This window comes from Streptomyces antarcticus, assembly GCF_026627255.1.
Taxonomy (GTDB): domain Bacteria; phylum Actinomycetota; class Actinomycetes; order Streptomycetales; family Streptomycetaceae; genus Streptomyces; species Streptomyces antarcticus.
This window is the reverse complement of record NZ_JAPNLM010000017.1, coordinates 170,734-188,387: the sequence shown is the minus strand read 5'-3', so window position 1 is coordinate 188,387 and position 17,654 is coordinate 170,734. Positions and strand designations below refer to the sequence as shown.

Annotated in this window: 15 protein-coding genes; 8 read left to right on the top strand and 7 right to left on the bottom strand. The window is 73.6% G+C overall.

Features of this window, described 5'->3' with window-relative positions; all coding sequences use genetic code 11:
• Positions 1 to 584: 584 nt before the first annotated feature.
• On the top strand, positions 585 to 1,034 hold the full coding sequence (locus OTB16_RS24895) for a PTS sugar transporter subunit IIA (protein ID WP_267722999.1): 450 nt from the start codon (positions 585 to 587) through the stop codon (positions 1,032 to 1,034).
• Between the two features lie 74 nt (positions 1,035 to 1,108).
• Entirely contained in the window at positions 1,109 to 2,779 is a 1,671-nt protein-coding gene (gene ptsP, locus OTB16_RS24890) for a phosphoenolpyruvate--protein phosphotransferase (protein WP_267722997.1), read from the top strand.
• A gap of 100 nt (positions 2,780 to 2,879) precedes the next feature.
• Here ptsP and OTB16_RS24885 read toward each other — a convergent pair whose 3' ends face one another.
• The gene (locus tag OTB16_RS24885) at positions 2,880 to 3,827 is read right to left on the bottom strand and encodes a hypothetical protein (RefSeq protein WP_267722996.1); all 948 of its coding nucleotides are present in this window, start codon (positions 3,825 to 3,827) and stop codon (positions 2,880 to 2,882) included.
• 63 nt (positions 3,828 to 3,890) lie between these two features.
• Complete coding sequence (locus tag OTB16_RS24880) at positions 3,891 to 5,873, bottom strand: acetoacetate--CoA ligase (protein WP_267722995.1); 1,983 nt, start codon at positions 5,871 to 5,873, stop codon at positions 3,891 to 3,893.
• A gap of 223 nt (positions 5,874 to 6,096) precedes the next feature.
• Here OTB16_RS24880 and OTB16_RS24875 point away from each other — a divergent pair, with 223 nt between their 5' ends.
• The gene (locus OTB16_RS24875; RefSeq protein WP_267722993.1) at positions 6,097 to 8,448 is read left to right on the top strand and encodes a glycoside hydrolase family 31 protein; all 2,352 of its coding nucleotides are present in this window, start codon (positions 6,097 to 6,099) and stop codon (positions 8,446 to 8,448) included.
• Between the two features lie 272 nt (positions 8,449 to 8,720).
• On the opposite strand, the gene OTB16_RS24870 is transcribed toward OTB16_RS24875, so the two are convergent.
• Entirely contained in the window at positions 8,721 to 9,230 is a 510-nt protein-coding gene (locus OTB16_RS24870; RefSeq protein ID WP_267722991.1) for an NUDIX domain-containing protein, read from the bottom strand.
• Between the two features lie 23 nt (positions 9,231 to 9,253).
• On the opposite strand from OTB16_RS24870, the gene OTB16_RS24865 reads away from it, so the two are divergent.
• The 4 genes from OTB16_RS24865 to OTB16_RS24850 all read left to right on the top strand — a co-directional run bounded on the left by OTB16_RS24865 (position 9,254) and on the right by OTB16_RS24850 (position 12,079).
• Positions 9,254 to 9,976 carry a M15 family metallopeptidase gene (locus tag OTB16_RS24865; protein WP_267722990.1) on the top strand — a complete coding sequence of 241 codons (723 nt, stop codon included), beginning with the start codon at positions 9,254 to 9,256 and terminating at the stop codon, positions 9,974 to 9,976.
• A gap of 13 nt (positions 9,977 to 9,989) precedes the next feature.
• A complete protein-coding gene (locus tag OTB16_RS24860) occupies positions 9,990 to 10,328 on the top strand; it encodes an Mpo1-like protein (protein ID WP_267722988.1) in 339 nt (112 codons plus the stop codon).
• Between the two features lie 63 nt (positions 10,329 to 10,391).
• Positions 10,392 to 10,877 (top strand): Zn-ribbon domain-containing OB-fold protein, encoded by a 486-nt coding sequence (locus tag OTB16_RS24855; protein ID WP_267722986.1) that lies wholly within the window; start codon positions 10,392 to 10,394, stop codon positions 10,875 to 10,877.
• The gene (locus OTB16_RS24850) at positions 10,874 to 12,079 is read left to right on the top strand and encodes a lipid-transfer protein (protein WP_267722984.1); all 1,206 of its coding nucleotides are present in this window, start codon (positions 10,874 to 10,876) and stop codon (positions 12,077 to 12,079) included. Before OTB16_RS24855 ends, OTB16_RS24850 begins: the two co-directional genes overlap by 4 nt.
• 312 nt (positions 12,080 to 12,391) lie before the next feature.
• On the opposite strand, the gene OTB16_RS24845 is transcribed toward OTB16_RS24850, so the two are convergent.
• From OTB16_RS24845 to OTB16_RS24830, 4 genes are read right to left on the bottom strand one after another with little or no spacing between them, the layout of a single operon-like run.
• Positions 12,392 to 13,018 carry a GTP-binding protein gene (locus OTB16_RS24845; protein WP_267722983.1) on the bottom strand — a complete coding sequence of 209 codons (627 nt, stop codon included), beginning with the start codon at positions 13,016 to 13,018 and terminating at the stop codon, positions 12,392 to 12,394.
• Complete coding sequence (locus OTB16_RS24840; protein WP_267722982.1) at positions 12,999 to 13,442, bottom strand: DUF742 domain-containing protein; 444 nt, start codon at positions 13,440 to 13,442, stop codon at positions 12,999 to 13,001. The genes OTB16_RS24845 and OTB16_RS24840 overlap by 20 nt, the downstream gene beginning before the upstream one ends.
• A gap of 10 nt (positions 13,443 to 13,452) precedes the next feature.
• On the bottom strand, positions 13,453 to 13,890 hold the full coding sequence (locus OTB16_RS24835; RefSeq protein WP_267722980.1) for a roadblock/LC7 domain-containing protein: 438 nt from the start codon (positions 13,888 to 13,890) through the stop codon (positions 13,453 to 13,455).
• Positions 13,887 to 16,754 (bottom strand): nitrate- and nitrite sensing domain-containing protein, encoded by a 2,868-nt coding sequence (locus tag OTB16_RS24830; RefSeq protein WP_324290877.1) that lies wholly within the window; start codon positions 16,752 to 16,754, stop codon positions 13,887 to 13,889. Before OTB16_RS24830 ends, OTB16_RS24835 begins: the two co-directional genes overlap by 4 nt.
• A 421-nt stretch (positions 16,755 to 17,175) precedes the next feature.
• Here OTB16_RS24830 and OTB16_RS24825 point away from each other — a divergent pair, with 421 nt between their 5' ends.
• Entirely contained in the window at positions 17,176 to 17,613 is a 438-nt protein-coding gene (locus OTB16_RS24825) for a hypothetical protein (RefSeq protein WP_267722978.1), read from the top strand.
• Positions 17,614 to 17,654 lie beyond the last annotated feature (41 nt).

The window sequence follows — 17,654 nt, the reverse complement described above, 5'->3', positions numbered from 1 at the left end:
GGGGTATCAACTTCTGGCGTTGATTTTTGGCACGCTGTTGAGTTCTCAAGGAACGGACGCTTCCTTTGTACTCACCCTCTCGGGCTTTCCTCCGGGCTTTCGTTCTGTTCTTGCGTTTCCGACTCTAGCAGACTCTTTCGGGCCCGATTCCCGGTCGAAGCGGGATTCGCTTTCCAGGTATTCGCTTTCGCGTTTCCCTTTCCGGCGGTTCCGACTCTAGCAGCGATTCTCCGTCCCTCTTGCCACTCTCCGTTTTGCCAAAAGGCACGCGGAAATAGGGTCGAGTTCAAGATCGATGCCGAAGAGGAGGGTTCCTGTCCATGGGACGTTCGTGAAAAATTCACACGATGCGTCGCGGCAGGAGTCTCGACAGTACAGGTCTGCCGGTGCCCAGGCAAATCGTTTCAGGCGTATGGTCTAGTCCACCGGTCTAGTCCACTAGTCTCCGTGCCAAAGGGCCAGCCCGGATCGGGACCAACATCGGGCGAACCCGAATATCTCGTGACTTATCCTTCTCAAGAGTACGCCGTCCGCGACAGGTAGTGACGGCGACACTAAGAAGCCCCACCCCTGGGAGGCCCTCCATGACCAGCGTGACGTCCCCACTTGCCGGGCGCGCCATCGGACTCGCGGCAGTGCCCGATCCGGTGTTCTCCGGCGCGATGGTGGGACCGGGCACCGCTATCGACCCCACGCGTGAGCCCTCGGAGGCGGTGTCCCCCGTAGATGGTGTGGTCGTCTCCCTGCACCCGCACGCGTACGTCGTCGTAGACGGTGAGGGCCACGGCGTCCTCACCCACCTCGGGATCGACACTGTCCAGCTCAACGGCGAGGGCTTCGAGCTGCTCGTCAACAAGGGCGACACCGTGACCCGCGGTCAGGCCGTCATCCGCTGGAACCCCGCCGCGGTCGAGGCCGCCGGCAAGTCCCCCGTGTGCCCCGTCGTCGCACTCGAGGCGACCGCGGACGCCCTTTCCGACGTCGTCGAGTCCGGCGACATCAAGGCGCACGACGTTCTCTTCAGCTGGCAGTGACGCGTCCGCCCGCGAGGGCGAGTCGGACATCCACCGCGGCGGCCGATGCCGCCGCACAATCGGAGACGGGTGAAATGGAGACAACGCTGCGAGGCGTCGGCGTGAGCCACGGTGTGGCGATCGGCGAGGTTCGGCACATGGGTACGGCGGTTCTGGAACCGCCGGCCAAGCAGATCACCGCGGACGAGGCGGAGCGCGAACAGGGGCGCGCCCGCCAGGCCGTGGAGGCTGTATCGGCCGACCTGATCGCGCGCGGCCAGCTGGCCGGTGGCGAGGCCCAGCACGTGCTCGAGGCCCAGGCGATGATCGCCACGGACCCCGAGCTGATGGCGGACGTCGACCGGCGGATCGCCGTCGGCAGCACCGCCGAGCGCGGGATCTACGACGCGTTCGCCTCCTACCGCGACCTGCTCGCGGGGGCCGGCGAGTACATGGCCGGGCGGGTGGCCGACCTGGACGACGTACGGAACCGGATCGTGGCGCGGCTCCTGGGGGTGCCGATGCCCGGTGTCCCGGACAGCGACGAGCCGTACGTGCTGATCGCGCGGGACCTGGCCCCCGCCGACACGGCCCTGCTCGACCCGGCGCTCGTGCTGGGGTTCGTGACCGAGGAGGGCGGGCCGACCAGCCACAGCGCCATCCTCGCGCGGGCGCTGGGCGTGCCGGCGATCGTGGCGCTCCCGGGTGCCGGCGAGATCGCCGAGGGGACCCTCATCGCCGTCGACGGCAGCACGGGCGACCTGTTCGTGGACCCGACTCCGGAGAAGCGGGCCGAGCTGGAGGCGGCGGCCGCCGAGCGCAGGGCCGCCCTCTCCGCGTCATCCGGTCCGGGCGCGACCTCCGACGGTCACAAGGTGCCGCTGCTGGCGAACGTCGGCGGGCCGGCGGACGTGCCGGCCGCCCTCGAGGCCGGGGCCGAGGGTGTGGGCCTGTTCCGCACCGAGTTCCTGTTCCTGGACGACAGCAAGAAGGCGCCGTCCGAGGAGAAGCAGATCGAGTCGTACCGCAAGGTGCTCGAGGCTTTCCCCGAGGGCCGTGTGGTGGTGCGGGTGCTGGACGCCGGCGCCGACAAGCCGCTGGACTTCCTGACCCCGGCCGACGAGCCGAACCCGGCGCTGGGCGTGCGCGGCCTGCGCTCGCTCCTGGACCACCCGGACGTGCTGCGCACGCAGCTGACCGCGCTGGCCAAGGCGTCCGAGGGCCTGCCCGTCCACCTCGAGGTCATGGCCCCGATGGTGGCGGACCGGACCGACGCCAAGGCGTTCGCGGACGCGTGCCGCGAGGCCGGGCTGCAGGCGAAGTTCGGCGCGATGGTGGAGATCCCCTCCGCCGCGCTCCGGGCGCGCTCGATCCTGCGGGAGGTCGAGTTCCTTTCGCTGGGGACCAACGACCTCGCGCAGTACGCCTTCGCCGCCGACCGCCAGGTCGGCGCCGTGTCCCGGCTCCAGGACCCGTGGCAGCCGGCGCTGCTCGACCTGATCGCCATGTCGGCCGACGCCGCCAAGGCCGAGGGCAAGAGCTGCGGTGTCTGCGGTGAGGCGGCTTCCGACCCGCTGCTGGCCTGTGTGCTGACGGGTCTGGGTGTCACCTCCCTGTCGATGGGTGCCGCCTCGATTCCGTACGTGCGGGCGACGCTCGCCAAGCACACGCTGGCGCAGTGCGAGCGGGCCGCGGCCGCGGCGCGTGCGTGCGACACCGCCGAGGAGGCCCGCGTGGCCGCCCAGGCGGTGCTCTCCGGCGAGTAGCCGCCGGGAGGAGTGCGGATGCGGGATGCGAGGGGCCTTCGCCGGTGGCGGGGGCCCCTCGGTCCGTCCCGGCCGCTCCTTCCGGGGCCGGGCGTCGGGTTCAGTGGTGCGGGGCGGGGAGGTCCACCTCGTAGCCGGGGCAGTACTCGACCCCTGGTTCGGGGGCGACGGGATCGCCGGTGTCGGCGTCGGTGCAGTAGGCGTTGAAGACGGCCGCCGCGGACAGGGCGGTCAGCCGGCCCCGGTCCAGGCGCCAGCCGTGGACCCGGTCGCCGCGGTCCTCGCGCGAGCTGCGCAGGACCAGTCCCCCGGGGCCGCCGAGGGCGAGCCCGGCCGCCAAGACCGTCACGAAGTCGAGGCCGGCCCGGTTCTCGATGCGGGGCGGGACGTCCTCTTCGGCGGGGACGTCGGCGTGCAGCACGACGACGAGCTGTTCCGTCGGCGTGGGGACGCTGCAGACGAAGTGGTGGTGGCCGGGTCCGGCGCCGGCCAAGAGGCGTTTGAGCGCGTCGGCCGCGCGTGCGAAGGAGGCGTTGCCGATGTCCTCACCGCAGTCCGCGCAGCTTCCCACTCCCGCGAGGAGGGTGGTGGCGTACTCCCACGTGGCCTGCCGGACGGCCTCGTCCACGAGGAGCGGGACGAGTTCGTCGATGGGCTGGCCGCGGTACGGGAGGCCGGCGCTGCTTCCCGCGAGTTCCGCGGTGAAGCGGGTGCGGGCCTCGGGCGTGTCCGGGTCGAGGCCGTGTTCCGCGCAGTGCTCGGCGTACTCCTCGGGGTCGAAGAGGGCGACGGTGGTGTGGATGCCCTGGGCCGCGAGGGACCGGAGCAGGTCGTCGACGTGACGCAGGTAGTCCTGGTGGTCGTCGAAGGTGAAGCTGCGGTAGGCGCGCATGGCCGCGAAGTCCCCGGGGTCGGCGATGAGGCCGACGGTGCTGGGGGCTTCGCGGCGCAGCGTGCGGCGCCTGCTGGTGCCGCGGGTGGTGCGGGCGGTTCGGGTGGTGGCGGTCCGCGTGGTGCGGTGGGTCCCGGTGTCGTCCTTCGGTGGCATGGCTCCCCCTGAGTGGCGCGATCGATTGCTCACTCAGCGTAATCATCGCCACTGACAGTGACCTCAGCCGTGGGTGCGGGTGCGGGCCAGCTCCTCGTAGAAGGAGAGGAGGTCGAGGTTGTCGACCGAGCCCGGGTTGACCGCCTTGGCCATGGGGGCACCCTGGAGGAGGCGTTTGACCGGGACCTCGATGCGCTTGCCGGTCAGGGTGTGGGGGATGCCCGGCACCTCGATGATCTCGTCGGGGACGTGGCGCGGGGAGAGTTCCTCGCGGATCGTCGCCTTGATCCGGGCGCGGAGGCCGTCGTCGAGACGGGCGCCTGGGGCCAGGTGGACGAAGAGCGGCATCCAGTAGCCGCCGTTCGGTTCCTCCAGGCCGATGACGAGGGACTCCTTGATCTCGGGGAGCCGTTCGACGGCCTCGTAGATGTCGGCGGAGCCCATCCGCACGCCCTGGCGGTTGAGGGTGGAGTCGGAGCGCCCGTGGATCACGACCGAGCCGTGGTCGGTGATCGTGATCCAGTCCCCGTGGCGCCAGGCGCCCGGGAACATGTCGAAGTAGCTGTCGCGGTAGCGGCTGCCGTCGGGGTCGTTCCAGAAGCGGATCGGCATGGACGGCATGGGGTTGGTGACGATCAGTTCGCCGACCTCGCCGATGACGGGCTTGCCCGCGGGGTCCCAGGCCTGGAGGTCCGTGCCGAGGCAGGCGGCCTGGAGCTCGCCGATGTGGACGGGGAGGGTGGGGACGGCCCCGGCGAAGCAGCTGCACACGTCGGTGCCGCCGCTGACCGAGGCGATCCAGAGGTCTTCGGCGACCTCGTCGTGGAGCCAGCGGAACCCGTCGGGCGGGAGCGGGGAGCCGGTGGTGGCGACGCACTTCACGGCGGACAGGTCGAAGTCGCGGGAGGGGTGGACCTCCGCCTTGCGGCAGGCCATGACGTACGCGGCGGAGGTGCCGTACAGCGTCGCCCCGGTCCGCTCGGCGATGCGCCACTGGGCGCCGGTGTCGGGGTAGCCGGGGCTGCCGTCGTACAGGACGACGGTCGTACCGGTGAGCAGGCCGGAGACGAGGAAGTTCCACATCATCCAGCCGGTGGAGGTGTACCAGAAGAACCGGTCCTCCGGGCCGAGGTCGCAGTGCAGGCCGAGCTGCTTGAGGTGTTCGAGGAGGATGCCGCCCTGGGACTGGACGATCGCCTTGGGGAGACCGGTCGTACCGGAGGAGTACAGGACCCAGAGGGGGTGGTCGAAGGGGACCGGCTCGAAGACGGGCGCGGTGTCGGCCGCGGTCAGGTCGGACCAGGCGAGGGCCCCTTCGGGGGCTTCGGTGCCCAGGACCGGGATGTGGACCACGGCGCGCAGGGAGGGGAGCTCGGCACGGAGCTCGGCGACGGTCTCGCGGCGGTCGTGCTGCTTGCCGCCGTAGCGGTAGCCGTCCACGGCGAAGAGGACGACGGGCTCGACCTGCTGGAAGCGGTCCAGGACGCTGCGGGCGCCGAAGTCGGGGGCGCAGGAGGTCCAGACGCCGCCGACGGCGGCGGTCGCGAGGAGGGCGACCACGGACTCGGCGATGTTGGGGAGGTAGCCGCTGACCCGGTCGCCGGGGCGTACTCCGAGGGCGCGCAGTTCTGCGGCGAGCGACCCCACCTGGCGTCGGAGCTCGGCCCAGGTGACGGGGGCGGGCTCGTGGGTCTCGTCCACGCACAGCAGTGCGGCGTCCCCGGCGCGGGCCGGGTCCTCGGCGGCGCGCAGGGCGTGCTCGGCGTAGTTCAGGGTGGCGCCGGCGAACCAGCGGGCGCCGGGCATGGAGCGGTCGGCGAGGACGGACTCGTACGGGGTGGTGAAGCGGACCTCGAACCACTCGGCGACGGCCTGCCAGAAGGTGTCCAGCTCGTCGACGGACCAGCTGTGCAGGGCGGGGTAGCCGCCGTCGGCGGGTGCTCCGAACCGGTCGGCGGCCCAGGCCTGGAACGCGGTGATCCGGGCCGCGGCGATCCGGTCGGGGCCCGGGGCCCAGAGGGGTTCCGGCTGCGTGGCTGAGGTCATGGGTCGGCTCCCGGTCAAGTCTGCGGCTCGCGCTTCGTGTGCGTACGGTGCCATCGCGCGGGGGGTGTGCGCGCGGCGGCTCACTGGGACCATGCCATGTGATCGACATCCGCACCAGAGGTGTCCCGTACGGTCGGCCGCGGCCGGCCGCGCGTGCCGCTGCCGGGTGAACGGCAGCTGAACGCGGCCTCCTCGGCCGGGGCCCGGTGGCAGGGTGATCCGCATGAACGGTCGCGATCTGGTGCGTGCGGTGAAGGACCTCGGTACGGAGCGCGGACGGCGCGCCTGGCGCTCGGCCTGGCGCCACCGGCGCGCGGACGCGGTGGGGCTCCCGCGCCGGGGCGCGGAGCGGGCGCGCGTCCCGGGACTGCTGACGGGTACGGAGCCGCGGCCGGGCGGCGGCGTGCTGCGGTTCGCGCGCTCGGAACTGCTGGTGCGGGTGACGTCGGGCGGCGCCGTGTTCTGGGGCTGGGACGGGGCCGCGCCGACGCCCTCGTACGCGGTGGCCGGCGACGGGCCGGATCCCGATCCGCGGGCCGTGCTGGAGCCGGACACCGAGGGCGGCTGGCGGGTGGTGTCGGAGCGGGTGACGGTGGCGGTCTCCCGGCACGGAGCGCTCGAGGTGCGCACGCCCGGCGGGACGGTGCTGCGCAGGGAGCTGCCGCCGCGCTGGTGGGAGCCCGTGGACCCGGCGCGGGGAGGGGCCCGCTGGTCGCAGCGCAGCGAGGTGGCGGCGGACGCGCGGTTCTTCGGGCTGGGCGGGCGGGCGGCGGGGCCCCGGCTGCGGGACGGGGCGTACCGGCTGTGGAACACGGATCCGAAGGGCGGCTTCGGGCCGGACACCGATCCGCTGTACCTGACGATGCCGGTCCAGCTGGTGGTCGCCGACGCGGGGACGCACCTGGTGTTCCACGACAACTCCTGGGACGGGCGGGTGGTGCTGCGCGAGGGCGAGGAGGGCGCGGGCTCGGGAGCGGACCGTCCGGGGTCGAGCGAGCTGCGCGCGGAGGGCGGGCCGCTGCGGTGCTGGGTGCTCGTGGGGACGCCGGCGCGGGTGCTGCAGGGCTGGTCGGGACTGACGGGGCCCGCGGCGGTGCCGCCGGAGTGGGCCCTCGGTTACCAGCACGCGCGCTGGGGCTTCGGGAGCGCGGAGGAGGTCCGCCGAGTGGCGGACGGGTACGCGGCGCGCGGGATGGCGCTGTCGGCCGTGCACCTGGACATCGACCACTACGACGGGCACCGCGTCTTCACGGTGGACGAGGGGCGCTTCCCCGATCTGCCCGGGCTGGCACGGGAGTTGGGCGCGCGGGGCGTACGCCTGGTCTCGATCATCGACCCCGCGGTGAAGACGGGCGGCGCGGTGCACGCGTCGGGTCTCTCGGTGGGCACGGGCGGCGCCTTCGTGCGGGACGCCCGGGGCGTGGAGGTGCGCGGGGAGGTCTGGCCGGGCGAGTGCGCGTACCCGGACTTCACGGATCCGGCGGTGCGGGAGTGGTGGGGCGGGCTGTACGAGGAGCGGCTGGGCCAGGGCTTCGCGGGGTTCTGGCACGACATGAACGAGCCGGTGTCCTTCGCCCCGTTCGGTGACAACACGCTCCCCCGCTCCGCGCGGCACGCGATGGACGGCGCGGGCGGCGACCACCGGTCCGGGCACAACGTGTACGGCCTCGCGATGGCGCGGGCCGGCTGGGAGGGCCTGGTCCGGCTGCGGCCGGACGAGCGGCCGTTCCTCTTCTCCCGGTCCGGCTGGGCGGGAATGCAGAGGTACGGGGGCTCGTGGTCCGGCGACGTGGAGAGCAGCTGGGAGGGGCTGCGGGCCTCCTTGGCGCTGGTTCTGGGGCTCGGACTGTGCGGGGTGCCGTACTCGGGCCCGGACGTCGGCGGGTTCGGCGGCTCCCCCTCCGCCGAGTTGTACGTGCGGTGGCTGCAACTGGGCGCGTACCTGCCGCTGTTCCGCACGCACTCGGCGATATGGGCGGGGCGGCGGGAGCCGTGGGAGTTCGGTGCGGAGGCGGAGGAGCAGGCCCGTGCGGTGATGGCGGAACGGGAGCGGCTGCGGCCGTACTTCGTGACGCTGGCCCACCTGGCCCGCCGGACCGGGGCCCCGTACGTGCGGCCGCTGTGGTGGGGGGCTCCGGAGGAGCGGTCGCTGCGGGACTGCGAGGACACCTTCCTGCTGGGCGACGCCCTGCTGGTCGCGCCGGTGCTGGAGTGCGGCGCGGACCGGCGGGCGGTGCGGCTGCCGCGGGGCCGGTGGTACGACACCGCGACCGGGGCGGCGTACGAGGGCCCGGGCCAGGTGCTGCTGGACGCCCCGCGGGGCCGGATCCCGGTCTTGGCCCGCGCGGGCGCGCTGCTCCCGGTCCGCGACCCGTCCGGTGGCGGCGGGGTGGTGCTGGAGGCGTGGGCTCCGGCGCGGGGGCGGACGGGCGGCGGGCTGGTGGTCCGGGACACGGGGCCGGGGTTCGCGGCGGGCGGGATCGAGCGGTACACCGTGCGGTGGGCGGGGGACGAGGTGGTGGTGGAGGACGAGGCGGGCGCACGGGTCCCGGGGGTGACGGTGCGGGGGGTGTAGGGGCGGGGTGTAGGGGGCGGGGGGTGTCGGGGGCGGCCCCGGTGGGGCTCAGGCGTACCGACCCGGCGGGGATCAGGCGTACCGGCCCGGCAGGGATCAGGTGTACCGGGGCCCGGCAGGGGTCAGGCCGACCCGGGCCCGGCGGGGATCAGGTGTACCGGGGCCCGGCAGGGAGGCCGACCCGGGCCTGGCGGGGGCAGGCGTACCGGCCCGGCGGGGGTCAGGCCGACCCGGGCCCGGCGGGAATCAGGCCGCACCGGGCCCCGTGGGGGTCAGGTGTACTGGCCTGCGAACCACGAGGCGGCCGCCCGGGTGTGGAGGGGGAAGGCGAGTTCGGCCGGTGCCCGCAGGACGTGCCAGCCCGTGGTCTCGTTCGTGGCGACCGATGCGGGAAGGGAGGACGCCGGCCGGGGCGGGAGCAGGCCGAAGAGGAGCAGGTGGCCGGCCGGGGAGCTGAGGGCGTCGGCCAGGGCGACCTCTTGGGCGGGGGCCTCGATGCCGGTCTCCTCGCGCAGTTCGCGGACGACCGCCTCGCGCCAGTCCTCGCCGAAGTCGATGAAGCCGCCGGGCAGGGCGATGCCACCGCGGGCAGGCTCGATGGTGCGGGTGATGACCGCCAGGCCGGTGCCGTCCTCGTCCTCGACGGGGAGGAGCACCACGGCCACCGGGAGCGGATTGCGGTACGCGGTGACGCCGCACGACGGGCAGGTACGGGGCCACACGGCCGTGTCGAACGGTGTTCCGCAGGTGGAGCAGTGCGAGTCCCTCAGCTGTGCCGGCATCCCGCGATGGTAAGCCAAGCGGTATGAGAACGGCGGCTGTTGCGATCGGTGTGGGAGTGCTGGCCGGGCTGGGTGCGCTGGGTGCGCCCTATGCGCCGGGTGCGCCGGCCGGCGGATCGGCGCCGCCGGGGTTCGCGGCGCTGGCGCACGTCGATCCGACGGTCCGGCAGGACATGCGGTACGCGACCGCCCGCAACTTCACCGGCCGCCCGGTCGACGGGTACGAGGATCCGGTGTGCCTGCTCGCGCGCCCCGCGGCCGACGCGTTGCGGCGCGCGCAGCGCGGGCTGCTGCTCCGCGGCCTCTCCCTGAAGGTCTACGACTGCTACCGGCCGCAGCGCGCCGTGGACCGGTTCGTCCGGTGGGCCGGGGACCCCGCCGACCAGGGGACCAAGGCCGACTACTACCCGGACGTCGACAAGGACAGGCTGATTCCCGACGGCTACATCGCCGAGCGGTCGGGCCACTCCCGAGGAAGCACCGTCGACGTCACGCTGGTGGACGCCGCATCGGGTCGGGAGCTGGACATGGGGACCCCGTTCGACCTCTTCGGGCCGCGCTCCCACACGGACAGTCCGGCCGTGCCGCCCGCGGCCCGCGCGAACCGGCTGCTCCTGCTGCGGGCGCTGCGCGCGCAGGGCTTCGTCAACCTGCCCGAGGAGTGGTGGCACTTCACGCACCGGCCCGAGGCGTTCCCCGACACCCATTTCGACTTCCCCGTCTCTGTCGCCGCCGTCCGGCCGTGACTACCGTGCCCCCATGACCTTCCGTTCGTACGAGGAGTTCTGGCCCTACTACGTCGCCATGCACGCGCGGGCCGCCACCCGCTGGCTGCATCTCACCGGCACGCTCACCGGACTTACCCTGACCCTCTACGGGGCGGCCCGGGGGCGGAACCGGTACCTCGCCGCCCTGCCGCTGATCGGGTACGGGACCGCCTGGCCCGCGCACTTCCTGATCGAGAAGAACAACCCGGCGACCTTCGGGCATCCGGGGTGGTCGCTCCGCGGGGACGCGCAGATGATCCGGATGATGCTCGCCGGGCGGGACGCGGAGCTGGCGGAGATCGCGCGGAAGTGGCTCGCCGAGAACCGGTGACCCGGCGGGCCTCCCGTGCCAGACTTCTGACGATGCGTCAGAAACACTGACACGGGAGGAATCTTGGCACGCACGCGCACCCCCGTCGTGAGCGGTTGGTTCACCGAGGACACAGCGGGGCCCGAACCCGCGCCCGGAGCAGCGCCGCCGGGCCCCTTCCGGCTGCTCGGGACCCGGTGTTCCGCCTGCACCGCGGTGTTCTTCCCCCGCGAGGACGCCTTCTGCCGCAACCCCCGCTGTCCCGGCGATGGCGTCCTCGCCGAGGTGCCGCTGTCGCCCCGCGGCCGGGTCTGGTCGTACACCGACGGGCGCTACCGGCCGCCGGCGCCGTACGTGTCCGACCCCGGCGTGCCCTGGGAGCCGTACACCCTGATCGCGGTGGAGCTGGAGGCCGAGGGGATGGTCGTGCTCGGGCAGGCGGCGCCCGGGGTCGGCGTCGGTGATCTGTCGGTCGGCATGGAGGTCGAGGTGGTCGGCGGGGTGCTCGGCGAGGATGCCGACACCACCTGGCTGACCTGGCAGTTCAAGCCCGTGGGGGGCGCGGCGTGAGCGCCGCCGACATCGCCGTGCTGGGAGCCGGCATGCATCCCTGGGGCAAGTGGGGACGCAGCTTCGTCGAGTACGGGCGGGCCGCCGCCCGGGTCGCGCTCGCCGACGCCGGCCTGGACTGGACGGACGTGCAGTCCATCGTCGGCGCCGACACCGTCCGCTCCGGGTACCCGGGGTACGTGGCCGGCGCCACCTTCGCCCGCGCGCTGGGCTGGCAGGGCGCCCGGGTGACCAGCGTCTACGCCGCCTGCGCCTCGGGGGCGCAGGCCATCGGGGCGGCCCGGGCGCAGATCCTGGCCGGGCTGGCGGACGTGGTGCTGGTGGTGGGCGCCGACGCGGCTCCCAAGGGGTTCTTCGCACCGGCCGGGGGCGAACGGCCCGACGACCCGGACTGGCTGCGGTTCCGCGTGCTCGGCGCCACCAATCCGGCGTACTTCGGGCTGTACGCCCGCCGCCGGATGGCCGTCCACGGGGACACCCCGGAGGACTTCGCCCAGGTCAAGGTGAAGAACGCGGCGGCCGGGGTGCTGAATCCGAACGCCCGCTACCGCAAGGCCGTGACCGCCGAGGAGGTCGCGGCCTCGGCCGTGGTCGCCGATCCGCTGCGGCTGCTCGACATCTGTGCCACCTCCGACGGCGGAGCGGCGCTCGTGCTGTCCAGTACGGACTTCGCGCGCTCGCGCGGCGTCACCGACCCGGTGCGCATCCGGGCCGTGTCCACGGTGACGCCGACCTACCCCCGTACGGTGCTGGACCTGCCCGACATCGCCACCGACTCGACGGTGGGGTTGGGGGCGGGCGGTGAACCGGCGGCCGGTTCCTTCCGCGCCTCCATCGCGCGGGCGGCGTACGAGGAGGCGGGGCTCGGTCCGGAGGACCTCTCGCTCGCCGAGGTGTACGACCTCTCCACCGCCCTGGAGCTGGAGTGGTACGAGGACATCGGGCTCTGCGGGCCGGGCGAGGGGGCCAAGCTCCTGCGCGAGGGGGTGACGGCCCTGGGCGGGCGCGTCCCGGTCAACACGAGCGGCGGGCTGTCGTCGTTCGGGGAGGCGGTGCCGGCCCAGGCCATCGCGCAGGTCTGCGAGCTGACGTGGCAGTTGCGCGGGACGGCCGGGGCGCGGCAGGTTCCGGGGGCGCGGGCTGGGATCACCGCGAACCAGGGGCTGTTCGGGCACGGCTCGGCGGTCGTGGCGGTGCGCTGAGCGGGCTGGGGGGGCGGGGGCCGGGGCGCGGGGGGCGACAGCGCGCGGGGTCGGGGGGGCGACCGGGTCCGGCTCGTCGGGCGGCGGGCGGGCCCCGAGCGGCCGGCCGGGCCCCGGGCCGCGGCCGGGCCGGGATCGGGTCGAGAGGGGGCCTGAGCAGCGGTTTACCGCGGGTGTTGTCCGCGTACTTGACGGCCCCCGGCGGCGGGTTCACACTCGCTCCACGGTCCCGCGCCACGAACCTGGGCGCCGAATCCCCCACGAGAGCTGCGGCCCGTACCCCAGTCGGCGGGGGTACGGGCCGCGTCCGTGTCAGGCGCCCGCCGAGAGGCTCCGGCGGCGGGCGCGGGCCAGCGACATGGCGTGCTCCACGACCCCCACCAGTACGTCCTTCACGGACTCCCGGTCCCGGGCGTCGCACAGCAGCACCGGCACGCCCGGGTCGAGATCGAGCGCCTCCCGCACGGTCACCACGGGGTGGTGGTCCGCGTCCTCGAAGCAGTTGACCGCGACGACGAAGGGGATCTCGCGGCGTTCGAAGTAGTCGACGGCGGCGAAGCAGTCGGCGAGGCGGCGGGTGTCCGCGAGGACCACCGCGCCCAGCGAACCCTGGGCCAGCTCGTCCCACAGGAACCAGAACCGGTCCTGGCCGGGGGTGCCGAACAGGTACAGGACCAGGTCTTCGCGCAGCGTGATGCGCCCGAAGTCCATGGCCACGGTGGTCGTGCTCTTGCCCTCCACCCCCTGGGTGTCGTCGATACCGATGCCCGGTTCCGAGAGCTGTTCCTCGGTCCGCAGCGGTCTGATCTCGCTTACCGCACTGACCAGGGTGGTTTTACCCACCCCGAAGCCGCCCGCGACCAGGATCTTCAGGGTCAGCGGCTCGACCGGTGACACGGCGTGCATGGCACCGGTGCGGCTAGAGCGCCCGAAGGCCATCGATCACCTCACGCAGAATGGATTCATCGGGTAGTTCGGCCGGCGGTACCGGCCTGGTCACGTGGACCAGTTCATCGTCGACCAGGTCGCCGATCAGGACCCGCACGACCCCGATCGCGAGGTCGAGGTCGGCCGCCAGTTCGGCGACCGACTGCGGGCGGCCCCGGCACAGCCCCAGGATGTGGGCGTGTTCCGGGGCCAGGGTCATGTCCCAGACCGGGTCGTCGGCCGCGGATTCGGCGACGACGAGCGCGATCAGGTCGAGGCGGTGCTGGCCCGCGTGGCTGGTACGGCCGCGGGTCATCGCGTACGGGCGTACGACGGGACCGGCGTCGTCGTCGAACCAGTGCGGGTGGTCAGGGGCGGCGGGTCCCTCCCCGGACGGGGTGCGGGCAGGGTGTTGGTCCTGGCCTGGATCGCTCATGCCGTACGTCTCACCCTCCGGCTGGCAGCCCGGTGCGCGGGGCGGTCGCCAGGTGGTCGCCCACTCGCTTGACCATGAGCGTCATCTCGTACGCGACCTGCCCGACGTCGGACTCGGCGTCCGCGAGCACGGCCAGGCAGCTGCCGTCGCCGGCCGCCATCACGAAGAGGAAGGCCTCGTCCAGCTCGACGACGGTCTGGCGGACCCTGCCGGACTCGAAGTGCCGGCCGACGCCCTTGGCCAGGCTGTGGAATCCGGAGGCCACCGCCGCCAGGTGCTCGCTGTCCTCGCGGGTCAGGTCCCGGGAGGTGCCGGTGGGCAGGCCGTCGCCGGAGAGGACGACCGCCTTGCGGATGGAGCCGACCTTGTCGACGAGCTCGTCGAGGAGCCAGTTGAGCGGGCCGGAGCCGCGGCTCCTGCTGTCGTTTCCGGTCTGCGGTGCGGTCATCGACCGTCCCCTTCGTTCTCGTTCGCGGGACCGGTGGCGGCGGAGGTGCCTGCCCCGGTCTCGGACTGCGTCCGTGCCTGCTGGTCGCGGCCCGCGGTCCAGCCGCGCTGGAGCGCGGACATGCGCGTACGTACGTCCTCCGCGTCCCGGTCGTCCGCGACGGCGTCGGCGGCGTCCTGGGCGGGGGCGGCCGCGCGGGAGTTCTTCAGCTGCGGGGCCAGGCTGGCCTGGCGGACCCGGCGGGGCAGCAGCCCGCCGCCGCCCGGGGCGGGTGCGGGGGCGCCGGTCCCGTCGGCGGCGGCGGACTGCGGGACCGGGGAGACCGGGGAGACCGGGGAGACCGGACGGGGCTCGACGCGGCGGCCGTGGTCCGCGACCAGCGTCGGGGCGGGGCGGCGGCGCGGCAGCGGCACCGACCCCTGGCCGCCGCGCGGGCCGTCCGGGCGGGAGACGTCCGGGCGGGCGCCGTCGAGGCGGACCGGACCCGTGGGGGCGAGCGGCTCGCGCTCGCCCTTGCGGGGGCCGCCGACCCGGTCGGGCCGCCGGTCGGGGTGGCGCTCGCGGTGCCGGGACTCGGTGGGCCGGTCCGCGGTGGGCCGGTCCGCGGATCGGTCCGGGTGCCGGTCGGTGGGCCGGTCCGCGGGCCGGCCCGTGGGCGGGCGTTCGGCCGGACGCAGGCCGAGCAGGGCGCTGCGCGGGAGGCCGTTCGGCGGGGTCTCGTCGTCCAGCGTGGCCATGGCCGGGCGGCCGCCCACGCCGGCGAGGCCGGTGATCCCGGTGGTGGTGCCGTCCACGACGGCGGGGTCGTCGAGGCCGATCGGCGCCTCCAGCTCGACGGGGCCGCGCAGTTCGGCGGGCGGCAGGGCGCGGCCGGAGGGCGCCCGTCCCACGGCGGGCGCGTTGCGCTCGGACGGGATCGCGCCGGGCCTGCCCGGTTTGCCCGGCTTCCCGGCCATGCCGGCGCCGACCCCGGCGTTCAGCCGGATGCCCGTGCCGTTGGTGTCGGGGGCCTCGGTCAGCAGGGCCACGGGGAGGAACACCACCGCGGTGGTGCCCCCGTACGGGCTGGGCTGGAGGACGACCTTGACGGCGTGGCGCTGCGCCAGGCGGCTGACGACGAACAGGCCGAGGCGGTCGGTGTCGGACAGCTCGAACTCGGGGGTCTCGGCGAGCCGGAGGTTCGCGTCGAGGAGCGCGTCCGGGTTCATGCCGAGGCCGCGGTCGTGGATCTCCAGGGTGAAGCCGTTGGCCACGCGTTCGCCGTGGACCTGGACCGCGGTGTGCGGCGGGGAGAACACGGTGGCGTTCTCCAGGAGTTCGGCGACGAGGTGGGTCACGTCCGCGACGGCGGGCCCGGCGATGCCCAGGCGCGGGAGCCGGCGCACCTCGATGCGCTCGTAGTCCTCGACCTCGGCGACTGCGGCCCGTACCACGTCCATCAGCTGGACGGGCTTGCGCCACTGGCGGGAGGGCGCGGCGCCGGAGAGGATCACCAGGCCCTCCGCGTGGCGGCGCATGCGGGTGGTCATGTGGTCGAGGCGGAAGAGGTCGGCGAGCTCCTCGGTGTCCTCGGTGCGGCGCTCCATGGTGTCGAGGAGGGTCAGCTGGCGGTGCAGGAGCACCTGATTGCGGCGGGCCAGGTTGACGAACACCTCGGAGACGCCGCGGCGCAGCTCGGCCTGCTTGACCGCGGCCTCGACTGCGGCGCGCTGGAGGGTGTTGAGGGCCTGGCCGACCTGGCCGACCTCGTCCTTCTCGTACTCCAGCCGGGGTGCCTCGGTCTCCACGTCCACGTGTTCGCCGGCGGCGAGGCGGCGCATGACGCCGGGCAGGCGGACGCCGGAGGCCTCGTGGGCGTCCTTGCGGAGCCGGGACAGGTCGCGGATCAGCTCGCGGCCGATGCGCACGGACAGGACCAGGGACACGATCAGCGCGATGAAGCCGAGGATGCCGGCGACGGCGGCCTGGACCAGGACGTCCATGGCGACGGGCTCGACGCGCTTCTGGTAGCGGTCCCCGGCCTCGGTGCCCATGATGGCGAGGTCGTCGAGGACCTTGGTGGCGGCGGCGTCCCACTGGGCGGCGGTGCTGCTGCGGGGGTTCTTGACCGCGCCGGCGTTGAGGAACCGTTCCTCCGCGTCGCGCAGCACCTTGGAGTCGGTGCCGGCCCAGTACCTCTCGAAGCGCTCCCGGTCGGCGGGCGGGAGGATCGCGAGGTTGAAGTCGTAGAGCAGGGTGCGGTGGGCGGCGAGGTCGGAGACGCGGCGCACGTCGGCGGCGTTGACGCTGCGGGCGGCGAAGGCGGAGGCGACGAGGGCGTCCTCGCGGGAGAGCGCCTCGCGGGCCCGGGTGATGCCGACGAGGGCGCGGCCCTGCCTGTCCATCTCGACGTTCTCCAGCGCGTGGAGGTTCATCAGGAACTCGTAGCAGGGGTCGACGAGACGGCTGTAGAACTCCAGGGCCTGGCCGGTGTCGAGGGTGTTCTGGTCGATGGAGCGGCGGATCCCCTCGATGCCGTGGAACGCGGCGAGGATCGAGCGCAGGCGCTGGGCGTTCTGGGCGCTCAGCTCGTCGGTGACCTCGGGGTCGCGGGCGCTCGCCCTGATCTCGTCGATCACCTCGTCGGTCGCGGCCCGGCGCTTGGCGAGCTCGGCCGTGGCCGTGGAGGCGCGGGGGTCGCCGATCACGACGAGGGTCTGGCGGCGCTCCTTCTGGACGGCGCGGACGACGTCCTCGATGGGGTAGCCCACCTTGTCGATGACGTACGCGACGTCGAGCAGCTGGACGGCCTGACGGCCGGTGATGACCGTCGCGAAGCCCCAGAGGGCTGTCAGGGAGACGAGCGGCACAAGGAGCAACGCCACGATCTTCCGGCGGATGGATTTCCCGCGAAAGCGCATGGCCTCCCCAGCCTCCCCCAGCTCAACCCCGTTACGGGGAGTCGGTGTTCCGTCATTTAAACGGCGTGAGCCTACTACTGCCGAGCAACAGCATCGAAGGCGTGTCCGGACGTTTTCGGCCTGACCTCTGGATGAAGATCACGAGTTGTCCGATACCTCCGGTCAAGAGTGGTGCGATATGCGGCAGATGACACCTGGTGGGGCGTCAGTCCCCGCAATCGGATGGATGGCTGGAATTGTTCGTTCCGCAATCGAGGGGGCCGTGGGGTGTCCGCGATGCGGGAATCTCTCGATCGCGCCGGACGTCTTCCTGTTCGAGCGGACACGTTGGGGTAGACGTGGTGAAGCAGGCATGGCGGACCGCGTGGTGGGGAGTGAGCGGACCATGAGCAGGTACGAGGAGAGAGCCGTCGGAGGCGGCGCGGAGGTCCGGGCGCGCGGACTGTGGGTGGAGGAGCCGGCCCGCAAGCCCCGGATGCCGGATCCGGTGCGGACGTCGGCGGTGCGGGCGGTGTTGATCGTGGCCGTGACGCTGACCCTGGCGACGGTCGCCTTCTTCCTCACGCTGACCGCCTCCTGGCTGGCCTTCCCGATGGCGCTGTGCGCGATAGCGGGGACCATCGTGGCCACGTGGGGCGTACTGGACGTGTGGATCACCCGGCAGATGTGGAACCAGCGGTACGGGGTCGTGTCGGAGCCCAGCAGCACGGCACGGCGGCGCCGCCGGGAGGCCCGCAGGGCCGAGCGGGCGGTGGCGCGCGAGCCGGGCCCGGGCCGCGTGTCCCGGGAGGACGGCCCCCTGACGGCGTTCGGCCGCCGCTAGAAGGCCGGTCCTCCGGCCGGCGGGCCCGGTACACCCCGGGG

Coding starts and splice junctions, on each gene's coding strand:
- OTB16_RS24880 (WP_267722995.1), bottom strand. CDS start 5,873: ATGACCTCAGCCACGCAGCCGGAACCCCTCTGGGCCCCGGGCCCCGAC.
- OTB16_RS24840 (WP_267722982.1), bottom strand. CDS start 13,442: ATGAGCGATCCAGGCCAGGACCAACACCCTGCCCGCACCCCGTCCGGG.
- OTB16_RS24895 (WP_267722999.1), top strand. CDS start 585: ATGACCAGCGTGACGTCCCCACTTGCCGGGCGCGCCATCGGACTCGCG.
- OTB16_RS24845 (WP_267722983.1), bottom strand. CDS start 13,018: ATGGCCTTCGGGCGCTCTAGCCGCACCGGTGCCATGCACGCCGTGTCA.
- OTB16_RS24870 (WP_267722991.1), bottom strand. CDS start 9,230: ATGCCGGCACAGCTGAGGGACTCGCACTGCTCCACCTGCGGAACACCG.
- OTB16_RS24860 (WP_267722988.1), top strand. CDS start 9,990: ATGACCTTCCGTTCGTACGAGGAGTTCTGGCCCTACTACGTCGCCATG.
- OTB16_RS24825 (WP_267722978.1), top strand. CDS start 17,176: ATGAGCAGGTACGAGGAGAGAGCCGTCGGAGGCGGCGCGGAGGTCCGG.
- OTB16_RS24835 (WP_267722980.1), bottom strand. CDS start 13,890: ATGACCGCACCGCAGACCGGAAACGACAGCAGGAGCCGCGGCTCCGGC.
- OTB16_RS24875 (WP_267722993.1), top strand. CDS start 6,097: ATGAACGGTCGCGATCTGGTGCGTGCGGTGAAGGACCTCGGTACGGAG.
- OTB16_RS24865 (WP_267722990.1), top strand. CDS start 9,254: ATGAGAACGGCGGCTGTTGCGATCGGTGTGGGAGTGCTGGCCGGGCTG.
- ptsP (WP_267722997.1), top strand. CDS start 1,109: ATGGAGACAACGCTGCGAGGCGTCGGCGTGAGCCACGGTGTGGCGATC.
- OTB16_RS24885 (WP_267722996.1), bottom strand. CDS start 3,827: ATGCCACCGAAGGACGACACCGGGACCCACCGCACCACGCGGACCGCC.